Origin of the sequence: Microbacterium mangrovi (assembly GCF_000802305.1) — a bacterium.
Classification (GTDB): domain Bacteria; phylum Actinomycetota; class Actinomycetes; order Actinomycetales; family Microbacteriaceae; genus Microbacterium; species Microbacterium mangrovi.
Genome location: NZ_JTDK01000006.1, coordinates 1,067,060 through 1,085,661 on the forward strand (window position 1 = coordinate 1,067,060; position 18,602 = coordinate 1,085,661).

The following is an 18,602-nucleotide window of genomic DNA, read 5'->3' on the forward strand; positions in this document are numbered from 1 at the left end:
AGAGGCCCCGCCGAACGGCGGGGCCTCTTCAGTGCGAGCGTCAGAACGCGTTGACGTCCAGCGGGATGCCGGGGCCGAACGTGGTCGACACCGCACCCTTCTGGATGTAGCGGCCCTTCGAGCTCGACGGCTTCAGGCGGATGATCTCCTCGAGAGCGGTCGAGAGGTTCTCGTGCAGCTGCTCGGCCGAGAACGAGGCCTTGCCGACGACGAAGTGCACGTTGGCGTGCTTGTCGACGCGGAACTCGATCTTGCCGCCCTTGATCTCCTCGACGGCCTTGGCCGGGTTGGGGGTCACGGTGCCGGTCTTGGGGTTCGGCATCAGGCCGCGGGGGCCGAGGACCTTACCCAGACGACCGACCTGGCCCATGAGCTCGGGCGTGGAGACGGCCGCGTCGAACGCGGTCCAGCCGCCGGCGACCTTCTCGATGAGCTCGGCGCCGCCGACCTCGTCGGCGCCCGCGGCGATGGCGGCCTCAGCGGCCGGGCCGGTCGCGAAGACGATCACGCGGGCGGTCTTGCCGGTGCCGTGGGGCAGGATGACGGTGCCGCGCACCATCTGGTCGGCCTTGCGGGGGTCGACCGAGAGCTTCAGCGCGACCTCGACGGTCGAGTCGAACTTCTTCGACCCGGTCTCCTTGGCGAGCGCGACGGCCTCGGTGGTGCTGTAGAACTTGTCGGCGTCGATCTTCGCCGCGGCGGCCTGGTAGGCCTTGGACTTGGTAGCCATAGTCGTTATTCCCCTCAGTCCTCGACCGTGATGCCCATGGAACGGGCGGTGCCGGCGATGATCTTCGAGGCGGCCTCGATGTCGTTCGCGTTCAGGTCGGGCTGCTTCTGCTCGGCGATCGCACGGACCTGGTCCTTGGTGAGCTTGCCCACCTTGACCGTGTGCGGGGTGGCGGAGCCCTTCTGCAGACCGGCGGCCTTCTTGATGAGCTCGGCGGCCGGCGGGGTCTTCAGGATGAAGGTGAAGCTGCGGTCCTCGTAGACGGTGATCTCCACGGGGATGACGTTGCCGCGCTGCGACTCGGTCGCGGCGTTGTACGCCTTGCAGAACTCCATGATGTTGACGCCATGCTGACCGAGCGCGGGGCCGATCGGCGGCGCCGGGTTGGCTGCACCGGCGTTGATCTGAAGCTTGATCAGGCCGGTCACCTTCTTCTTCGGTGCCATTGTGCTTCCTTCTGTCGAGCGCTCGGAGCTGATGCCGCGAGCGCGCTTCCACGACCAGGCGGTTCCTGGGAGTGGTGTGGGATTCGTCGGCCGAAAAGGCCAACCGAACTATCTTACCGGATCAAGCTCACTGCTTGGTGACCTGGTCGAACGACAGCTCGACCGGGGTCTCGCGCTCGAAGAGCGACACGAGCACGGTGAGCTTGCCGCTCTCGGGCTTGATCTCGCTGATCGACCCGGGAAGGCCGGCGAACGAGCCGTCCTTGATGGTGATGGTCTCGCCGATCTCGAAGTCGACCTCGGTGACCACCGAGCGCTGCGCGGCGGCGGCGGCCTTGGGCGCACCGGCCTTGCTGGTCGCGACCTCGCGGACCTCGACGAGCGACTTCAGCATGTTGAAGGCCTCTTCGAACCGCAGCGGAGTCGGGTTGTGCGCGTTGCCGACGAAGCCGGTGACGCCCGGCGTGTGGCGCACGACCGACCAGGTGTCTTCGTTGAGCTCCATGCGCACGAGCACGTAGCCGGGGATCCGGACGCGCGTGACCATCTTGCGCTGTCCGTTCTTGATCTCGACGACGTCCTCCATCGGGACCTCGATCTGGTAGATGTCTTCCTCGACCTCGAGCGTCGACTTGCGCTGCTCGATGTTGGCCTTCACCTTGCGCTCGAAGCCGGCGTAGGAGTGGATGACGTACCACTTGCCCGGGAGGGAGCGCAGTTCGGCGCGGAAGGCGTCGTAGGGGTCGGCGTCCTCGTCGTCGTCTTCGCCGACGCCGGGGCGGTCCTCGTCGCCGTTCACGTCGGGGCCGTCGTAGGCGTCGACCTCGGCGGATGCCGCGGCGATGCGCTCGTCGGCCTCTTCGGCGATGGAGTCGTTGATCACCTCTGCGGCGGCCTCCGCCTCCGCAGCCTCGTCGAGATTCAGAGCGTCGTTCACGATCGCGTCAGCCTCCGGGTCTTCGATGTCGTCAAGTTCTTCGTTGTCGCCCTCGTCCTCGTCGGACTCGTCCACGACATGCAGGGCGGAGTGCTCGGCGGGGTCCACGGAGCGCTCCTGCGCGTGCAGGACGTTGCCCTCCTGCGCCTCGTCGTCCTCGCTGGACTGCTCAGCCGCGGTCGCCCAGTCGGCGTCGTCGACATATCGTTCGGACACGTGCGTCACTCTTTCCTTCGGGGGTCGGATGCCGGCCCGTCAGCCGCCGGTGACGGTGCCCGGAGTGCCGAACACCACCGTCGTCACCCAGACGAAGAGAACGTCCAGACCGTAGACGAGGGCCATCATGACCACGACGAAGCCGAGGACGACCGCCGTGTACTTCAGCAGCTCCTGGCGCGTCGGAGTGACGACCTTGCGAAGCTCGGCGAACACCTGGCGGATGAAGAGGGCCATACGAGAGAAAGCGCCCGGCTTCTTCTCGCGCGGCGCGTCACTCGTCGTGACGACCTCACCCTTCGACCCGTCCTGGACCATCGAACCCACCTGAATTGCTTTCGTTGTACCAGCGTGTGCTGATGCGCAGGGCGGACAGGAATCGAACCTGCAACCTGCGGTTTTGGAGACCGCTGCTCTGCCAATTGAGCTACCGCCCTAGAGACCCGGGGATCTCGAGGCTGCCGGCATCCCACCCCGCTTCGTATCCGGAACGGGAGCCGCTCCCGATGGCGGGCACGGCGAAAGAATGCAGACAATCACTGCACGATCAAGTCTACGGCATGCCCCGACCGGTCGCGAACCGGGCCCCCCGCCCGGGCGCGGCGCGGGCCGTGCGATCGGTGAGATCGCAGGCATCCGGACGTATCAGGACGCCCGGGCGCGTCCTCCTACTCTCGTCAGCTCACACCAGGAGGTCGTCATGGCTGGACAGTTGAAACTCGGCAAGCTCCCCGCCCGGCCGGGCGCGGTCAAGCTCAAGCTCGCGACGTACCTGCAGCCCGCACAGCTGCCGACGCCGCCCGACGTCTTCGGCCATGACGGCCAGGTCGGCGCCTGGGAGATGCTCGGCAACGACTCCGTCGGCGACTGCGTGATCGCCGGCGCCCTGCACGAGACCATGCTGTGGACCTCGATCGGCAGCTCCGAGATCCCCGTGTCGACCGACGCGGCGCTCAAGAACTACTCCGCCATCACCGGCTACAACCCCTCCGATCCGAACTCGGACCAGGGCACGGACCCGGCCGTCGCGGCCAGCTACCGCCGCAAGACCGGCATCGTCGACGCGAACGGCAAGCACCACCGGATCGGGGCGTACCTCGCCCTCACGCCCGGCGACGTGCAGGAGCACCTGCTGGCGCTGTACCTGTTCGGCGCTGTCGGCGTGGGCGTGCGGTTCCCGAAGAGCGCGATGGACCAGTTCAACGCCGGACAGCCCTGGGACGTCGTTCCCGGCTCCCCGATCGAGGGCGGCCACTACATCAGCGCCGTGGCGCGCCGGGACGGGCGGCTCGTGATCGTGACGTGGGGCAAGGAGCAGCCGATGACCGACGCCTTCCTCACGGAGTACAACGACGAGAGCTACGCCTACGTCTCGCGGGAGTACCTCAAGAACGGCAAGAGCCCCGAGGGGTTCAACATGGCCCAGCTGAAAGCCGACCTCGCCGCGGTGACCTCGGCCTGAAGACAGCACGCTCACGTCGGCAATAGGATGCCGACGTGAGCGTGCTGCCCGACGACGACCGGTTCGCGGTGCTCCTGGCCGACGCCGCGCGGCGCGACGCGCAGCTGGGCGCCATCGACTGGAGCGTGCTGCCCGCTGAGGCGGAACGCGACGTGCTCGACGCGCCCAGCGGCGGCTTGGCCCGCGTGCGGATGGGACCCGCGGACGGACCGCGGGTGCTGCTCGTCCCGGGTGCGACCGGGTCGAAGGAGGACTTCACGCTGATGATGCCGGCCCTGGCGGCAGCCGGCTGCCGCGTCGAGTCCTACGATCTGGCGGGGCAGTACGAGTCGTTCCAGGCCGGCCCCGAGCACATCGACCCCGAGCGCCATCGCTACACGCTCGACCTCTTCGTCGACGATCTGCTGGCCGTCCTCGCCGACGGCCCGTCCCCGGTGCACGTGCTGGGCTACTCGTTCGCCGGCACCGTCGCGGTCGAGGCGGCCGTCCGACGCCCGGAGCTGTTCGTGACCCTCACGCTGCTGTCCTCTCCCCCGCTGCCGGGGAATTCCCTGCGCGGGTTCAAGCTGCTCGGTCCGATCAGCCCCTTCGTGTCCGGCCGCACCCTCGGAGGCTTGTTCATCTGGGCGCTGTGCCACAACGTCAACCGGGCTCCGGCCGAGCGTGCCGCCTTCGTGGCCGCGCGGTTCGATCTGACCAGAAGGTCCAGCGTCGGCGACATCCTCGATCTGATGCAGCACACCCCGGACCGCACCGCGGCGCTGCGCGCCACCGGCATCCCCCTGCTGGTCGTGGCGGGCACCGGCGACGTCTGGCACACGGCCGCACACCGGACGTATGCGGCCGATCTCCACGCGCGGCTGGTGGTTCTGGACACCGGGCACAGCCCGTGCGAGACGGCTCCGAATCAGCTCACTGCGGCGATGCTGGATCTGTTCCGGACGCGTCCGGAGCCCGCGTGACGAGCGCCACGCGCTGACGCGCCCGCTTCCGGCGGTGTGCCGCCTGCGCGAGACGCTCCGGCCAGCCGACCTCGCGCAGGTTCACGCCCATGACGTGGAACGCCCACGACGCTCGGCGGCCGAACCCGTCGAACGTGGCGAACGGCCGCGCGGAGATCCCCACGTGAAGCGCGCCGTCGTAGCGCGTGGTCATGTCGGGCTCGAGCACCATGCTGATGTCGAGGTCGTCGTGCGCGCGAGGATCCTCCAGGTGGACCCGGGACCGGACGCGCTCCCACGCCGAACGCCGGATCGCGAAGTTCGACCCGAACAGCGGCACGCGGCCGATGATCGCCCCGACCGCGGTGAAGTAGCCGCCCAGATAGAGCCGTTTGCCGACGAAGCGCCAGAACGGGCCGCAGTCGTAGAAGTCCCCGCTGCCGGTCACCGCGTCCAGCCCGGGATCGGCCTCGAAGTCGTGCATTACGCGGGCCGCCCAGTCCGGCGCCGGACGTGAATCCGCATCGAGCCGGCCGATGAGGTCGCCGGTGGCGGCGTCGAATCCCGCCGCGGTGGCGTGCAGGACGCCGCGGACGGGCTCGAGGACCACCCGCGCCCCCGCGGCCCGCGCGACGGCCGCGGTGTCGTCCGTCGAGCCGTTGTCGACGACGATCACCTCGTCGGGAGGCCGCGTCTGCGCGGCCACCGCCGTCAGGCACTCGCGCAGCATCGCGGCATCGTTGTACGACGGGATGACGATGCTGAGGGTGCTCATCGGCATCAGGATAGTGGGGCCGCGCTCACACCGTGCGCATGATCCGCGCGAGCAGATCGCGCATCGCGACGCCCGCCCCGCTTCTGGGCACCAGGAAGGACGCCCCGAGCGCCGCGCGGCGTTGCGCGCGCTCGGCGGCCGGACGGTGCTCGCGCTCGTAGCGTTCCAGCGACGCGGGCCGCGTGGGTGGCCGGCACCTCGTCGGTGCGGAAGATGAACGCGACGCCGGGGTGGCCTCCTGCGGGATGCACGGTCAAGGAGACGCCCGCCTCGTTGTGCATGCGCACGACACTCGTCGGCGCATTCCGCACGGGAAACGGGCTCGGGAGCGTGCTCCCGAGCCCGTTGTGGTCAGCCGCGTCAGTTGGCGCGGATCAGCTTCTTGTTGACGAACTCGTCGGCGGCCAGCAGGCCCATCTCGCGCGACGTGCCGGAGCGCTTCACGCCGCCGAAGGGCAGCTCGGGGCTGTCCGCGAGGGTCACGTTGACGTAGACCATGCCGGCGTCGATCTTGTCGGCGACGCGGTCGGCCTGGGCCGGGTCGGTCGTGTACACGTACGAGCCCAGCCCGAAGCTGGTGTCGTTGGCCAGCTGCACCGCGGCATCCTCGTCCGCCACGCGATAGACGACCGACGCCGGGCCGAACAGCTCCTCGCGGTAGACGTCCATGTCCGGTGTGACGTCGGTGAGCACCGTGGGCGCGTAGAACGCCCCGTCACGCGTGCCGCCGGTCACCAGCGTCGCGCCCTGCGCGACCGCGTTGTCGACCTGCGCCGCCAGACGCTCGGCGGCCGGCAGCGACGACAGCGGGCCGACGGTCGTGTCGTCGGCGAACGGGTCGCCCACGACCTGGGACTTCATCGCCGCGGTGAACTTCTCGAGGAAGGCGTCGTACAGCCCGTCGACCACGATGAAGCGCTTCGGCGCGTTGCAGGACTGACCGTTGTTGTCCAGGCGCGCATCCACAGCACCCGCCACCGCGGAGTCGATGTCGTCGGTCGAGAGGAGGATGAACGGGTCGGACCCGCCCAGCTCCAGCGCCACCTTCTTCAGGTTGCGGCCGGCGAGCTCGGCGACCGCCGCACCGGCGCGCTCCGAACCCGTCACCGAGACGCCCTGCACGCGAGGATCGCCGATGATGACCGCCGCCTGCTCGTTCGTCGCGTACACGTTGACGTACGCGCCGGCCGGGAGTCCGGCATCCAGGTACATCTTCTCGATCGCGGCCGCGGACTCGGGGCACTGCGGGGCGTGCTTGAGGATGATCGTGTTCCCCAGCACCAGGTTCGGAGCGGCGAACCGCGCCACCTGGTAGTAGGGGAAGTTCCACGGCATGATGCCCAGCAGGACGCCGATCGGAGCCTTGCGGATGACCGCGGTGCCCTCGGCGAGGATGTCCAGCGGCTGGTCGGCGGTGATCTTCTCGGCGTTGTCCGCGTAGAACTCGGTGATGTCGGCGGCGAAGTCGACCTCGGCGTACGCGGCGAACAGAGGCTTGCCCATCTCGCGCACGATGATCGCGGCGAGCTCGTCGCGGCGCTCGCGGTGCAGCTGCGCCACGCGGCGGATGAGCGCGGCGCGCTCGGCGACCGGGGTCTCGCGCCAGGACGCGTAGGCGGATGCCGCGGCATCCAGCGCCTGCGCGATCTCGGCGTCCGTGGCGGTGGGGTACGTGGCCAGGGTCTCGCCCGTGGCCGGGTTCACGACTGCGTAGTCGCTCATTGTTATCTGTTCTTTCTGCTTACTCGGCAGGGATCAGGGTGTACTTCGTGGAAAGGAACTCGTGGATGCCCTCGGAGCCGCCCTCGCGGCCGATGCCGGACTGCTTGACACCGCCGAACGGGGCCGCGGCGTTGGACACCACACCGGCGTTCAGTCCCATCATGCCGGTCTCGAGCTTCTCGATCATCCGGTGCCCGCGCTGCAGGTCCTGCGTGTACACGTAGGACACCAGGCCGTATTCGGTGTCGTTGGCCAGGCGCACGGCATCGTCCTCGGTGGCGAACGTCGCGATGGCGAGCACCGGTCCGAAGATCTCCTCGCGGAGGATCTCGCTGCCCGGCTGCACGTTCGAGAGGACGGTGGGCTGGAAGAAGGTGCCCACACCCGCAAGCGCCTCGCCGCCGGTGCGCAGCTCGGCGCCGCGGCCGACCGCGTCGGTGACGAGCTCCTTCGCCTTCGCGACCGCGTCGGTGTCGATGAGCGGGCCGATGTTGACGTCCTCTTCGGTGCCGCGGCCGATCTTCATGCCGTTCACGCGCTCGGTGACCTTGCGGGCGAACTCGTCCGCGACCGACTCGTGCACGATGAAGCGGTTCGCCGCGGTGCAGGCCTGGCCGATGTTGCGGAACTTCGCCGCCATCGCCCCGTCGACCGCCTTGTCCAGGTCGGCGTCCTCGAACACGACGAACGGCGCGTTTCCGCCGAGCTCCATCGACACGCGCAGCACGCCCTCGGCGGCCTGCGCGATCAGGCGACGGCCCACCTCGGTCGACCCCGTGAACGACAGCTTGCGCAGACGCGGGTCGGCGATGATCGGCGCCGACACCTTGCCGCTGGTCGAGGTCGGGATGACGTTCACGACACCCTTGGGCAGGCCCGCCTCTTCGAGCAGCTGCACGAAGAAGATGGTCGACAGCGGGGTCAGTGCCGGGGGCTTGATCACCACGGTGCACCCGGCCGCCAGGGCCGGCGCGATCTTGCGAGTCGCCATCGCCAGCGGGAAGTTCCACGGCGTGATGAAGAACGACGGACCCACCGGGCGCTGCGAGACCACCATGTGACCGGTGCCCTCCGGGTTCATCCCGTAGCGGCCCGAGATGCGCACCGCCTCCTCGGAGAACCAGCGCACGAACTCGCCGCCGTACGCGACCTCGCCGCGCGCCTCCGCGATCGGCTTGCCCATCTCGAGGGTCATCAGCAGCGCGGCGTCCTCCTTGCGCTCCTGGAGCAGCTCCCACGCGCGACGCAGGATCTCACTGCGGCGACGCGCCGGGGTGTTCGCCCACTCCTCCTGCGCGGCGACCGCGGCATCCAGGGCCCGGATGCCGTCCGCCGGCGACGCGTCCGCGATGGTGCGGATGACCTCGTTCGTGGAAGGGTCGTGCACGTCGAGGGTGCGACCACCCTCAGCCTCGACCCACTCGCCACCGATGAACAGGCCGGTGTTGACCTGCTCCAGCAGCGCCGTCTCGTTCGCAGCAGTCATGGGGATTCCTTTCGGGTCGGAACGGTGCCCGCGGGCGCCGTTCGCAAGGTTCTTCGGTGTAGCTCAGGCCTCCGCGCCGGCGGCCCGGCGCGGGATGACGATCATGGGCACGGGAAGCTCGTGCAGCATCTTGGTGGCCGTGGAGCCGAGGAAGATGTGCTTGGGCTGTGCGAGGCGGCTGGAACCGACCAGCACCACCTCGCCGGGAAGCCAGTCGAGGTCTCGGACGGCGTCTTCGACGCTCTCGCCGCGACCGACCAGGACGTCGACCGCGACCGCCTCGGGCAGAGCCTCGCGAGCCTGGGCGAGGACGTCCTCGGCGTGTGCGGCGCCCGCGATGCGGATGACGCCGGTGTCGACGGAGCTCGGCAGGTCGACGGTCACCAGCGACACCATGCGCACCGGCGCACCGGTGAGCGTCGCGCCGGTGACGGCCGAGTCGATGAGCGACTCGGCGCCGGGACGGGTGCCGATCGCGACGGTGATCCGCGACAGCGCGGCGGTGGCATCCGTCTTCCGCTCCCCCGCCGGCGCCAGGGCGACCGGCACATCGGCGGAGTGCAGCAGGGCGGCAGCCGTCGAGCCGACGCGGTGGTGGCCGCGGGGGCCTCCGTTCGCGGCGCCGACGACGATGAGGGATGCCCCGAGCTCCGCGGCGGCGGTGCTGAGTCCCTCTGCGTAGGACTCGGCGACGCCCACGTGCTCGGCGTGCTCGACGCCGGCCGGGATCTTCTTGGCGCCCGCCGCCAGCCACTTCATGGCCTGGTCGCGCAGGTAGCCGTCGAAAGCGGCATCCGGGGGCACGAGCGTGCCCGAGTCGGTCGGCAGCACCATGACGAGGTCGAGGACGGCGCCGGTGGCGCGCGCCAGGCGGGCGCCCAGCGCGACGGCGTCCTTGCCGGACTTGGTGTGGGTGTAGCCCACGACGATGTGGTGGCTCACGAACGTGCCCTTTCGATGATTGTCGCGGCCGCATCGCGGCCCGTCCGGATCGCTCCGTCGACGTGTTGGAAGCCTTCTCCGGCCAGATCGCTCGAGGCGAAGTGCACCGGTCCGACAGGGGTGCGCAGATCCGCACCGTACCGGTGCAGTCCGCCGAGGTCGAAGCTAGCGGCGTAGGCTCCGCGCGTCCATTCCGCAGCCCCCCAGTCGCTCTCGTGGTACACGACCGGGCTCAGCGCCCGATCGCCGAAGTAGCGCGCGAGCGACGCCAGCACCCGCTCCCGCCGGTGGTTCGCGTCGAGGTGCAGCAGGGCGTCGGCGCGGACGTCGGACACGAACCCGACCAGCGTGCCGTGCGCCTCCCCCGGGCGGGTGTCGTCGTACGCCTCGTGCACGACCTCGTAGGGGCTGACGGCCGTGCCGGACAGGCCGTCCTCCCGCCAGAACGGGCACGAGTACACGGCATGCACCTTGAGCACCGATCCCATCGAGAGGTGCTGGTGGAGCTGCTGCTGGTGCCGCGGCAGCGGCGGGACGAAGGTGATGCGCTCGTGCAGCACGGGTGCATAGGCCAGCACCGCCCAGCGGGCGTGCACCGTGACCGACTCCGCGACCGCCGAGACGCCGTCGGCGTCCCAGCGCAGCTCGTGCACGGGCTGCTCCAGCAGCACGTCCTCGCCGAGCCGCTCGGCCAGCAGCAGCGGAACCTGCTGCATCCCTCCGGCGACCCGCCGAGCGCTGCGGGCGCCGGCGACCGCCAGATTCCCGAATCCGCCCGCCGACGCCGCCGCGTGCAGCGCCTGCAGCAGCGAGAACGTGTGCGCGGGCTTGCCCAGCATCGAGCCGGCGACCGACAGGGCGATCGCGTCGGATGCCTCGCGGTCGTCGGTCTGCGCGCGCAGCCACTGCTGGAACGAGATCTCGTCGAGCCCGACCGCGTGCGCGGCATCCCACGGCGCCGCCGGGTCGATGGACGCGGCGAGCTCTTCCAGCCGTGCGGTGATCGCCACCATCTCGGCACGCGTGGACTCGGCGACCGGGAGCGCCCCGCCGGTAAAGCGGGACGACTCGCCGGTGCGACCGACATACACGCTGTCGCCGTCATCGTGCCCGGAGAGGGTCTCCAGTCCGAGGTCGGCGATCACCTGCAGCAGGGCGTCCTGGTGCGGCGAGACCCACTGACCGCCGATCTCGAGCATCGCGCCCTCGATCGTGTCGGTCCGCAGGCGCCCGCCCACGCGGTCGCGCGCCTCGAGCACGGCGACGGACAGGCCCGCCCTCCGCAGCTCGTTCGCCGCCGTGGTGCCGGCGACGCCGGCACCCACGACGACGACATCGCGTGTGATGTCTCGCAATCGAACCCTCGGCGGTCAGCTGTTGGCGAGCGCGTCCGCGACGACGTCCAGACCCTCGCGCAGCAGCTCGTCGGAGATCGACAGCGGCGGCAGGAAGCGGATGACGTTACCGAACGTGCCGCAGGTGAGCACGACGACGCCTTCGGCGATGCACTTCTTCGCGACCGCGGCGGTCAGCGCGGCATCCGGCTCACCGGTGGCGGGGTCGACGAACTCGGCGGCGACCATCGCACCGCGGCCACGGACGTCGCCGATACGCGGGTCGGCGGCCTGCATCTCGCGCAGACGCGGCAGCAGGATGTCGCCGATGGCGCGAGCGCGCGCGGGGGCGTCCTCGCTCTCGAAGACCTCGATGGTCGCGATCGCCGCGGCGCACGCGACGGGGTTTCCACCGTAGGTGCCGCCCAGTCCGCCGCCGTGGGTGGCGTCCATGATCTCGGCGCGGCCGGTCACGGCGGCCAGCGGCATCCCGCCGGCGATGCCCTTGGCGGTGGTGATGAGGTCGGGGACGATGCCGAACTGCTCGCTGACGAACATGGTGCCGGTGCGGGCGAAGCCGGTCTGGACCTCGTCGGCGATGAAGACGACGTCGTTGGCGCGGCACCACTCGACGAGCGCGTTCAGGAAGCCGTCGGCCGGGACGATGAAGCCGCCCTCGCCCTGGATGGGCTCGATGATGATCGCTGCGAGGTTGGCGGCGCCGACCTGCTTCTCGATCATCGTGATGGCGTTCTTGGCCGCCTCGGCGCCGGAGAGGCCGCCGTCACGGTAGGGGTAGGACAGCGGGGCGCGGTACACGTCGGACGCGAACGGGCCGAAGCCGTCCTTGTACGGCATGTTCTTCGCGGTGAGCGCCATCGTGAGGTTGGTGCGGCCGTGGTACGCGTGGTCGAACGCGACGACGGCGGTCTTGCCGGTGAACTTGCGGGCGATCTTGATCGCGTTCTCGACGGCCTCGGCGCCCGAGTTGAACAGCGCCGACTTCTTGGCGTGGTCGCCGGGGGTGAGGCGGTTGAGCGCCTCGGCGACGTCGACGTACTGCTCGTACGGGGACACCATGAAACAGGTGTGGGTGAACTGCGCGACCTGCTGCTGCACCGCGGCGACGACCTTCGGGTGGGCGTTGCCGACCGTGGTGACGGCGATACCGGCGCCGAGGTCGATGAGCGAGTTGCCGTCGGCGTCGACGATGACCCCGCCGCCGGCGGCGACGGTGGCGATCGGGACGGAGTGGGAGACACCCGCTGAGACCGCGGCCGACTTGCGGTCCAGGACCTCCTGGGAGCGGGGGCCGGGAATGGCCGTGACGAGGCGGCGCTCCTGCGGGAGGGTGGGGCCGCCGACGGGCGTAGTGGTGTCAGCAATGGTCATGTGATCGACAGTAAGCGCGGTATCCCACCCTCGCACTAGACTTTGCGTACATTCTTCGACTGTTCATGTACGCGAAGTACAGGAGAACCCATGGCCGTGATGGATGCCCCGACGCTGCGCGCCCTGCTCGCCCGACGCGACCTGCATCTGACCCCCGCGATCGCGGAGGAGAACCTCACCGAGGGCGCGTGGGACGCGCCGATCCGGTGGGTGCACAACTCCGACCTCACCGACCCGACGCCCTTCCTCTCGGACGGCCTCGTGCTGCTCACCACGGGCACGCAGATGGCCGGCTGGCAGCGGCGATCGTTCGAGGAGTACGTGCACCGGCTCTCCGTGCGCGGCGTCGTCGCGCTCGGCTTCGGCACCGAGGTGGTGCGCGACGGCATCCCGCCGATGCTCGTCGCCGCGTGCCGGACCACCCGCATGTCGCTGTTCGAGGTGCCGTACCGCACCCCGTTCATCGCGGTGGCCCGCGCCAACGCCGAGGCGATCGCCGCCGAGACGTTCGCCCGCCGCAGCTGGGCGCTGGCCGCCCAGCGGGCCATCTCGCTGGCGGCCCTGCGCCCGAACGGCCTGACCGCGACGCTCGCAGAGCTCGCCCGGCAGCTGGAGACCTGGGTGGGGCTGTTCGATCCGGCCGGGTCGCTGGTGAACGAGCATCCGGCCGGGGCCCTGGACGCGGCCACTCGCACCGCGCTGGGCGAGGAGGTCGGCCGGGTGCTCCGCCGCGGCGCGCGTGCCGGGTCGTCGCTGCACCTCGGCGACACCCCCTTCACGCTGCAGACCCTCGGCCGCGGCGGACACCTGCGCGGCGTCATCGCGATCGCCGCCGGGGCCCTCGACCAGGAGGGACGCGGCGTGGTCACCGCCGTGATCGCGATGGCCGGGCTCGCCCTCGAACAGAACGAGGGCCTGCAGCGCGCCCGGGCACTGCTGCGGACGGGTGTGCTGCAGTCGCTGCTCAGCGACGACGCGAGCCTCGCGGAGCGGATCGCCGAGCAGATGTGGGGCGGGATGCCGCCGGCGCCCGTGCTCGTGGCCGTGACGGACGCCCCGGCCCTGACCGACGCGGCCATCGAATGGCTGGAACTCCGGGTGGACGAGACACCCGGCACCCTCTTCTTCGCCCGCACCGACGAGGGCGTGGTGCTCGTCGTCCCGGAGGACCGGGACCAGGTGCTCGACGACCTCGCCGAGACCTTCGGGACGCGGATCGGGGTGTCGAGCGGGACGGGCTACGACCAGTTCAGCCGCGCGCTCGGCCAGGCGCGGGTGGCGCGCACCCGTGGCGGCACCTTCACGGTCGGCGCCGTCACCCGGTTCGCGGACGTCGCGGCATCCGGCATCCTCTCCGCCCTCGGCAACGACGCCGGAAGGTCTCTGGCTCGCGCCGCCATCGAGCCGCTGCGCCGCAACGACGAGGAGGAGGGCACCGCCCTGGTCGAGACCCTGCACACCTGGCTCGAGCAGGATGCCCGCTACGACGCCGCCGCGGAAGTGCTCGGCGTGCATCGGCACACGGTGCGCGCGCGGGTCGCACTCGCACAGCGCCTGCTCGGCGTCGACCTCGGCACCTTCCCCGCCCGGGCCGAGCTCTGGGCCGCGCTGCAGGTGGACTCGCCCCCGGTGGAGTGATCGGTCCCGGTCACAGTCCGTCCGCCTCGGGCCGGATGCCGGACACCCTGCGCGGTGCCCGGCCCGGGCACCGCGCGTAGCCTGGACCGGTGACGACGATCAACGGCGAAGTCTCTTTCTGGTGGCGGACGCTCGGCGGTCCGCCTGCCCCGCGGCCGGCCCTGGCGGGCTCGATGGAGGCCGACGTGTGCATCGTCGGCTCGGGGTACACCGGACTGTGGACCGCGTACTACCTGAAGACGCTGCAGCCCGACCTGCGGGTCGTGATCCTCGAGCAGCGTTTCGCGGGCTACGGCGCCTCCGGGCGCAACGGCGGATGGCTCACGAACTCGGTCACCGGCGGACGCGCCCGGTACGCGAAGACCCACGGGCGGGATGCCGCCGTCGCCCAGCAGGTCGCGCTGAACGACGCGGTCGACGAGGTCATCGCCGTCACCGAGCGCGAGGGCATCCAGGCGGACATCGTCAAGGGCGGAGAGCGGACCGTCGCCCGCAATCCCGCGCAGCTGGCGCGTCTGCGCGCGATGATCGCGTCCGAGGCGGCGTGGCCGCACACCGACTGGGAGGTGCACAACACCCCGGAGACAGCCGCGCGTCTGCGGGTGTCCGGGGCGATCGCGTCCGCGTGGCATCCGCACTGCGCGCGCATCCACCCCGGCAAGCTGGTGTCGGGACTCGCGGCGACCGTCGAACGCCTGGGCGTCGTCATCCACGAGGGCACCCGCGTCACCGAGATCCAGCCGGGCCTCGCGACGACCGAGCACGGCACGGTGCGCGCGGACGCCGTCATCCGCGCGACCGAGGGGTTCACCGCGAACCTCAAGGATCAGCACCGCACGTGGCTCCCGATGAACTCGTCGATGATCGCGACGCAGCCGCTTCCGGTGGAGGTCTGGGAGCAGATCGGGTGGGACGGACGGGAGACGCTCGGCGACATGGCGCACGTGTACATGTACGCGCAGCGCACGGCCGACGACCGCATCGCCTTCGGCGGACGCGGGGTCCCGTACCGGTACGGTTCGCGCGTCGACAGCGACGGGCGAACGCAGAAGCGCACCATCGCGGCGTTGACGAGGCTCCTGCGGGAGTTCTTCCCCGCAGCATCCGACGTGCCGGTCGACCACGCCTGGGCGGGGGTTCTGGGCGTTCCGCGGGACTGGTCGGCGACGGTGTCGTTCGACCGGGTGCGCGGGCTCGGCCACGCCGGCGGGTACGTCGGCACGGGCGTCACCGCGACCAATCTCGCCGGGCGCACCCTCGCCGACCTGGTGCTGAAGAACGACACCGACCGGACGCGACTGCCGTGGGTGAACCACCGCGCCAAGGCCTGGGAGCCGGAGCCGCTGCGCTGGACGGCCGTGCAGGCGATCTACACCGCGTACGGCTGGGCCGACGGGATGGAGGCGTCCGGCCGGTCGGACCGGGACGCCTGGCCCGCCCGCATCGCCGACGCCATCGCCGGCGAGCACTGAGTGGGCGCGGGTCCGCTCAGTCGGTCAGCAGCGCGTCGATCAGCCCCGGGAAGCGGTCGTCGAGTTCGACGCGGCGCAGTTGGATCGAGTGCGTCCGCCCGGTGACGATCGTGCGGGTGAGCCCCGCCTCGCGCAGCGTCTTGAAGTGGTGGGACAGCGTCGACTTCTGGATGTCGAGGCCCCACAGATCGGCGGTCTTGGCGTGCGGTTCGCCGTCGGCGAGGACCCTGATGATCGCGAGACGTGCGGGATCGGCCGCGGCCCGCAGCACGTCGACGAGCTGGATCTCACCGATGTCCGGAACGGGATAGGGCTCTGCAGTCTCGGCGGCCACGGCATCCTCCGCTAATTGTTTGACATGCATCGAACGATGCTCTACCTTGATCGTATGACGACGATCGAACAATCTTACCGCGGGACTCTGCCGCGTCTGATCGTGCTCGCCGGCGCGCTCTTCCTCGTCGGCACCAACGCCTTCGTGATCGCCGGGCTCCTCCCCCACATCGCCGCGTCGCTCGGCACCTCGGCCGGCGAGGTGAGCTACACGATCACCGGATACTCACTCGTGGTGGCCGTCGCGGCGCCCCTGCTCGCGATCCTGCTGCCCCGGGTTCCGCAGCGCGCGCTGATGGCCTGCGGGGCGCTGCTGTTCGCCGTCGGCACGGCGACGACCGCCGCCGGCGGCTCGCTCTCCTGGTTCGCCACGGGCCGCGTGATCGCCGCGCTCGGCGGGGCCGCCCTCGTCCCGGTCGCCACGGCGGTCGCCGCGCAGCTCGGCCCCGCCGAGCGCCGGGGACGCGCTCTCGCGATCGTCGGCGCCGGCTTCACGCTGGCGACCGCGCTCGGCGCTCCGCTCGGCACGGTCCTCGGCACCGGCCTGGGGTGGCGCACGCCGCTGTGGATCCTCGCCGCCCTCGGCGTGGTCGCGGTGCTTCCGCTGCTGCTGCTGTTCCGCCTACCGCCGCGACCGGCAGCAGCGAGCATCCGGGCCCGGTTCGCCCCGCTCACCGACGCCCGCATCGCTCTCACCCTCGTCTCGGTCGTGCTCACGGTCGCCGCCTTCAACATCGTGTACATCTTCAGTTCGGTGATCGCCCAGCATGCGACCGGAGGATCGGGGAGCCTGCTCGCTCTGCTCCTGCTCGTCTACGGCGTCGCGGGCGTCGTCGGGAACGCGGTCGCGGGCGGCCTCACGGACCGCCTCGGCAGCCGCGCGGCGGCGGTCGGCGCCCTTCTCGTCCAGTTGGTGTGCCTGGCCGTCATCGCACCCCTGGAGGGTTCGTTCTGGGGTCTGGTCGTGGTCTTCGCTGTGTGGGGCGCAGCCGCGTTCGCCATCACCATCCCGATCCAGCACCGCTTGGTGTCGCTGGCGCCCGATTCGGCCGGCTTCACGCTGTCGTGGTTCTCGACGGCCATGTACCTCGGCATCGCGATCGCTCCCCCGCTCGGGAACGCCGCCAACGCCGTCGGCGGCGCCGTGCTCATCCCGATCGCCGGGGCCGTGGCCACGGCCGGAGCCGTCATCCTGTTCCTCGCCGGCCATCGGGGCCGGACTGCCCTCGGCGCGGCATCCCGTGCCAGTCTGGAATCATGACGAACGACGCGCGCGTGCTTCACATGACGGCCTTCGCCGCGGAGCCCGGCGGCGGAAACCCCGCCGGGGTCGTCCCGGATGCCTCGACCCTCTCCGAGGATCGGATGCAGCAGATCGCCGCCGAACTCGGATACGCGGAGTCGGCGTTCGTGGTCGAACCGGCGATCGGCGACGACCCGCGGCACGTCCGGATGCGCTACTTCTCCCCCGGAGCGGAGGTCCCGTTCTGCGGGCATGCGACCATCGCGACGGCCGTCCTGCTGGCGGGCGAGCGGGGGGCCGGAGAGTTCCTCTTCGAGACGATGGTGGGGCCGGTGACCATCTCCACCGAGGAGACGGGCGACACCGTCACGGCATCCTTCACGAGCGTCCGGCCCGACCAGCGTGATCTCGCGGACGACATCCGAGCGACCCTCCTGGGGCTCCTCGGACTCGATGAGACGGACCTCGATGAGCGTCTGCCGCTGAAGGAGTCGTTCGCCGGCAACTGGCATCCGATCGTCGCCGTGCGCGACCAGGCCGTCTTCGACGGGTTCTCCTTCGACCCGACAGCCGTGCGGGAACTCATGGACGCACAGCTGTGGACCGGGGCGGTTCCGATCGTGCACGCGCTCACCGACACGTTCGACCAGTTCGAGGCTCGCAGCCTGTTCCCAGTGGGCAGGGTGACCGAAGACCCCGCCACCGGGTCGGCGGCGGCTGCGCTCGGCGCCTATCTCCGGGCGATCGGCGCCATCACGCCCCCGGCGCACGTGACGATCCACCAGGGGCGGCACGTCGGCCGGCCGAGCATCCTGCAGGTCGACATCCCCGCGGAGGGCGGCATCACCGTCACCGGTACCGCCTCGGTTCTCGACTGATATGGCCGGCCGCGTCGTCGCTGTCCACACGAGTGCAGGACACGAGTTCAGCAAATCGGCCCGCGATGCGATCATGCTTCGCGAGGGGCTCGGCGTCGAAGGCGATGCGCATTTCGGTGCGACCGTGCAGCATCGCTCCCGCGTGGCGGTCGACGCGTCGCAACCGAACCTGCGCCAGGTGCATCTGATCCACGCAGAGCTGTTCGACGCACTGCGCGAGGCGGGTCACGTCGTGGCGCCCGGGGAGCTCGGTGAGAACATCACGACGCGGGATGTCGACCTCCTGGCGTTGCCCGTCGGCGCGCGACTGCGGTTCGGCGACGCGGTCGTGACGGTGACGGGTCTGCGCAACCCCTGTCAGCAGATCAACGAGTTTCAGCCGGGTCTGCTGAAGCAGCTCGTCACAACGGACGCCGAAGGCCACGTGATCAGGCTCGCCGGCGTTATGGGCATCGTGTCGCGCACCGGCGCGGTGGCCCCCGGCGACACCGTCGAGGTCGAGCTGCCCCCACTCCCGCATTTCCCGTTGACGCGCGTCTGATCACCGCTCGGGGTTGCGCCCTTCGACAGGCTCAGGGCGCTGAACGGGCCGGAGCGGGTCGCGTTCTCAGAAGGGTGGTGGGGGGTCGGGTGGGAGGGTGAAGGCGGGGAGGGT

General features: G+C 70.6%; 18 protein-coding genes and 1 tRNA gene. 7 read left to right on the forward strand and 12 right to left on the reverse strand.

Annotated elements, in window-relative coordinates:
- Nucleotides 1–40: 40 nt before the first annotated feature.
- The 5 genes from rplA to LK09_RS08900 form a co-directional block, all read right to left on the reverse strand.
- Nucleotides 41–730 (reverse strand): 50S ribosomal protein L1, encoded by a 690-nt coding sequence (gene rplA, locus LK09_RS08880; RefSeq protein WP_039397951.1) that lies wholly within the window; start codon nt 728–730, stop codon nt 41–43.
- A gap of 14 nt (nt 731–744) precedes the next feature.
- Nucleotides 745–1,176 (reverse strand): 50S ribosomal protein L11, encoded by a 432-nt coding sequence (rplK, locus tag LK09_RS08885; RefSeq protein WP_039397953.1) that lies wholly within the window; start codon nt 1,174–1,176, stop codon nt 745–747.
- 127 nt (nt 1,177–1,303) lie between these two features.
- A complete protein-coding gene (gene nusG / locus LK09_RS08890; protein ID WP_039398438.1) occupies nt 1,304–2,329 on the reverse strand; it encodes a transcription termination/antitermination protein NusG in 1,026 nt (341 codons plus the stop codon).
- A 39-nt stretch (nt 2,330–2,368) separates the two neighbouring features.
- Nucleotides 2,369–2,647, reverse strand: coding sequence for a preprotein translocase subunit SecE (secE, locus tag LK09_RS08895; protein WP_039397955.1), 279 nt, complete (start codon nt 2,645–2,647; stop codon nt 2,369–2,371).
- 46 nt (nt 2,648–2,693) lie between these two features.
- Nucleotides 2,694–2,766, reverse strand: a tRNA-Trp gene (locus LK09_RS08900).
- Nucleotides 2,767–3,029: 263 nt separating this feature from the next.
- Here LK09_RS08900 and LK09_RS08905 point away from each other — a divergent pair.
- Both LK09_RS08905 and LK09_RS08910 read left to right on the forward strand, forming a co-directional pair.
- Entirely contained in the window at nt 3,030–3,791 is a 762-nt protein-coding gene (locus LK09_RS08905; protein WP_052226561.1) for a hypothetical protein, read from the forward strand.
- Nucleotides 3,792–3,826: 35 nt separating this feature from the next.
- The gene (locus LK09_RS08910) at nt 3,827–4,753 is read left to right on the forward strand and encodes an alpha/beta hydrolase (RefSeq protein ID WP_052226562.1); all 927 of its coding nucleotides are present in this window, start codon (nt 3,827–3,829) and stop codon (nt 4,751–4,753) included.
- Here the strand turns inward: LK09_RS08910 and LK09_RS08915 are convergent.
- The 6 genes from LK09_RS08915 to gabT form a co-directional block, all read right to left on the reverse strand.
- Nucleotides 4,704–5,507 (reverse strand): glycosyltransferase family 2 protein, encoded by an 804-nt coding sequence (locus LK09_RS08915; RefSeq protein ID WP_039397957.1) that lies wholly within the window; start codon nt 5,505–5,507, stop codon nt 4,704–4,706. The two genes, LK09_RS08910 and LK09_RS08915, sit on opposite strands and share 50 nt — an antisense overlap.
- Before the next feature lie 360 nt (nt 5,508–5,867).
- Entirely contained in the window at nt 5,868–7,229 is a 1,362-nt protein-coding gene (locus tag LK09_RS08920) for an NAD-dependent succinate-semialdehyde dehydrogenase (RefSeq protein ID WP_039397959.1), read from the reverse strand.
- Between the two features lie 19 nt (nt 7,230–7,248).
- Nucleotides 7,249–8,715, reverse strand: coding sequence for an NAD-dependent succinate-semialdehyde dehydrogenase (locus LK09_RS08925; RefSeq protein ID WP_039397961.1), 1,467 nt, complete (start codon nt 8,713–8,715; stop codon nt 7,249–7,251).
- A gap of 63 nt (nt 8,716–8,778) precedes the next feature.
- A complete protein-coding gene (locus LK09_RS08930) occupies nt 8,779–9,657 on the reverse strand; it encodes a universal stress protein (RefSeq protein ID WP_039397963.1) in 879 nt (292 codons plus the stop codon).
- Entirely contained in the window at nt 9,654–11,012 is a 1,359-nt protein-coding gene (locus LK09_RS08935) for a flavin monoamine oxidase family protein (protein ID WP_039397965.1), read from the reverse strand. The genes LK09_RS08930 and LK09_RS08935 overlap by 4 nt, the downstream gene beginning before the upstream one ends.
- A gap of 15 nt (nt 11,013–11,027) precedes the next feature.
- On the reverse strand, nt 11,028–12,383 hold the full coding sequence (gabT, locus tag LK09_RS08940; protein WP_039397967.1) for a 4-aminobutyrate--2-oxoglutarate transaminase: 1,356 nt from the start codon (nt 12,381–12,383) through the stop codon (nt 11,028–11,030).
- Nucleotides 12,384–12,473: 90 nt separating this feature from the next.
- Here gabT and LK09_RS08945 point away from each other — a divergent pair, with 90 nt between their 5' ends.
- Nucleotides 12,474–14,021, forward strand: coding sequence for a helix-turn-helix domain-containing protein (locus LK09_RS08945; protein WP_039397969.1), 1,548 nt, complete (start codon nt 12,474–12,476; stop codon nt 14,019–14,021).
- An 89-nt stretch (nt 14,022–14,110) separates the two neighbouring features.
- The gene (locus LK09_RS08950; RefSeq protein ID WP_039397971.1) at nt 14,111–15,493 is read left to right on the forward strand and encodes an NAD(P)/FAD-dependent oxidoreductase; all 1,383 of its coding nucleotides are present in this window, start codon (nt 14,111–14,113) and stop codon (nt 15,491–15,493) included.
- Nucleotides 15,494–15,509: 16 nt separating this feature from the next.
- Here LK09_RS08950 and LK09_RS08955 read toward each other — a convergent pair whose 3' ends face one another.
- Nucleotides 15,510–15,827, reverse strand: coding sequence for an ArsR/SmtB family transcription factor (locus LK09_RS08955; protein ID WP_231562989.1), 318 nt, complete (start codon nt 15,825–15,827; stop codon nt 15,510–15,512).
- Nucleotides 15,828–15,881: 54 nt separating this feature from the next.
- Here LK09_RS08955 and LK09_RS08960 point away from each other — a divergent pair, with 54 nt between their 5' ends.
- The 3 genes from LK09_RS08960 to LK09_RS08970 are packed head-to-tail and all read left to right on the forward strand — an operon-like array spanning nt 15,882 to nt 18,488.
- Nucleotides 15,882–17,087, forward strand: coding sequence for an MFS transporter (locus LK09_RS08960; RefSeq protein ID WP_052226564.1), 1,206 nt, complete (start codon nt 15,882–15,884; stop codon nt 17,085–17,087).
- Nucleotides 17,084–17,947 carry a PhzF family phenazine biosynthesis protein gene (locus tag LK09_RS08965; RefSeq protein ID WP_039397972.1) on the forward strand — a complete coding sequence of 288 codons (864 nt, stop codon included), beginning with the start codon at nt 17,084–17,086 and terminating at the stop codon, nt 17,945–17,947. The genes LK09_RS08960 and LK09_RS08965 overlap by 4 nt, the downstream gene beginning before the upstream one ends.
- Before the next feature lies 1 nt (nt 17,948).
- The gene (locus tag LK09_RS08970; protein WP_039397974.1) at nt 17,949–18,488 is read left to right on the forward strand and encodes an MOSC domain-containing protein; all 540 of its coding nucleotides are present in this window, start codon (nt 17,949–17,951) and stop codon (nt 18,486–18,488) included.
- Nucleotides 18,489–18,602 lie beyond the last annotated feature (114 nt).

Coding starts and splice junctions, on each gene's coding strand:
- rplA (WP_039397951.1), bottom strand. CDS start 730: ATGGCTACCAAGTCCAAGGCCTACCAGGCCGCCGCGGCGAAGATCGAC.
- rplK (WP_039397953.1), bottom strand. CDS start 1,176: ATGGCACCGAAGAAGAAGGTGACCGGCCTGATCAAGCTTCAGATCAAC.
- secE (WP_039397955.1), bottom strand. CDS start 2,647: ATGGTCCAGGACGGGTCGAAGGGTGAGGTCGTCACGACGAGTGACGCG.
- LK09_RS08905 (WP_052226561.1), top strand. CDS start 3,030: ATGGCTGGACAGTTGAAACTCGGCAAGCTCCCCGCCCGGCCGGGCGCG.
- LK09_RS08915 (WP_039397957.1), bottom strand. CDS start 5,507: ATGAGCACCCTCAGCATCGTCATCCCGTCGTACAACGATGCCGCGATG.
- LK09_RS08920 (WP_039397959.1), bottom strand. CDS start 7,229: ATGAGCGACTACGCAGTCGTGAACCCGGCCACGGGCGAGACCCTGGCC.
- LK09_RS08925 (WP_039397961.1), bottom strand. CDS start 8,715: ATGACTGCTGCGAACGAGACGGCGCTGCTGGAGCAGGTCAACACCGGC.
- gabT (WP_039397967.1), bottom strand. CDS start 12,383: ATGACCATTGCTGACACCACTACGCCCGTCGGCGGCCCCACCCTCCCG.
- LK09_RS08945 (WP_039397969.1), top strand. CDS start 12,474: ATGGCCGTGATGGATGCCCCGACGCTGCGCGCCCTGCTCGCCCGACGC.
- LK09_RS08960 (WP_052226564.1), top strand. CDS start 15,882: ATGACGACGATCGAACAATCTTACCGCGGGACTCTGCCGCGTCTGATC.
- LK09_RS08965 (WP_039397972.1), top strand. CDS start 17,084: ATGACGAACGACGCGCGCGTGCTTCACATGACGGCCTTCGCCGCGGAG.
- LK09_RS08970 (WP_039397974.1), top strand. CDS start 17,949: ATGGCCGGCCGCGTCGTCGCTGTCCACACGAGTGCAGGACACGAGTTC.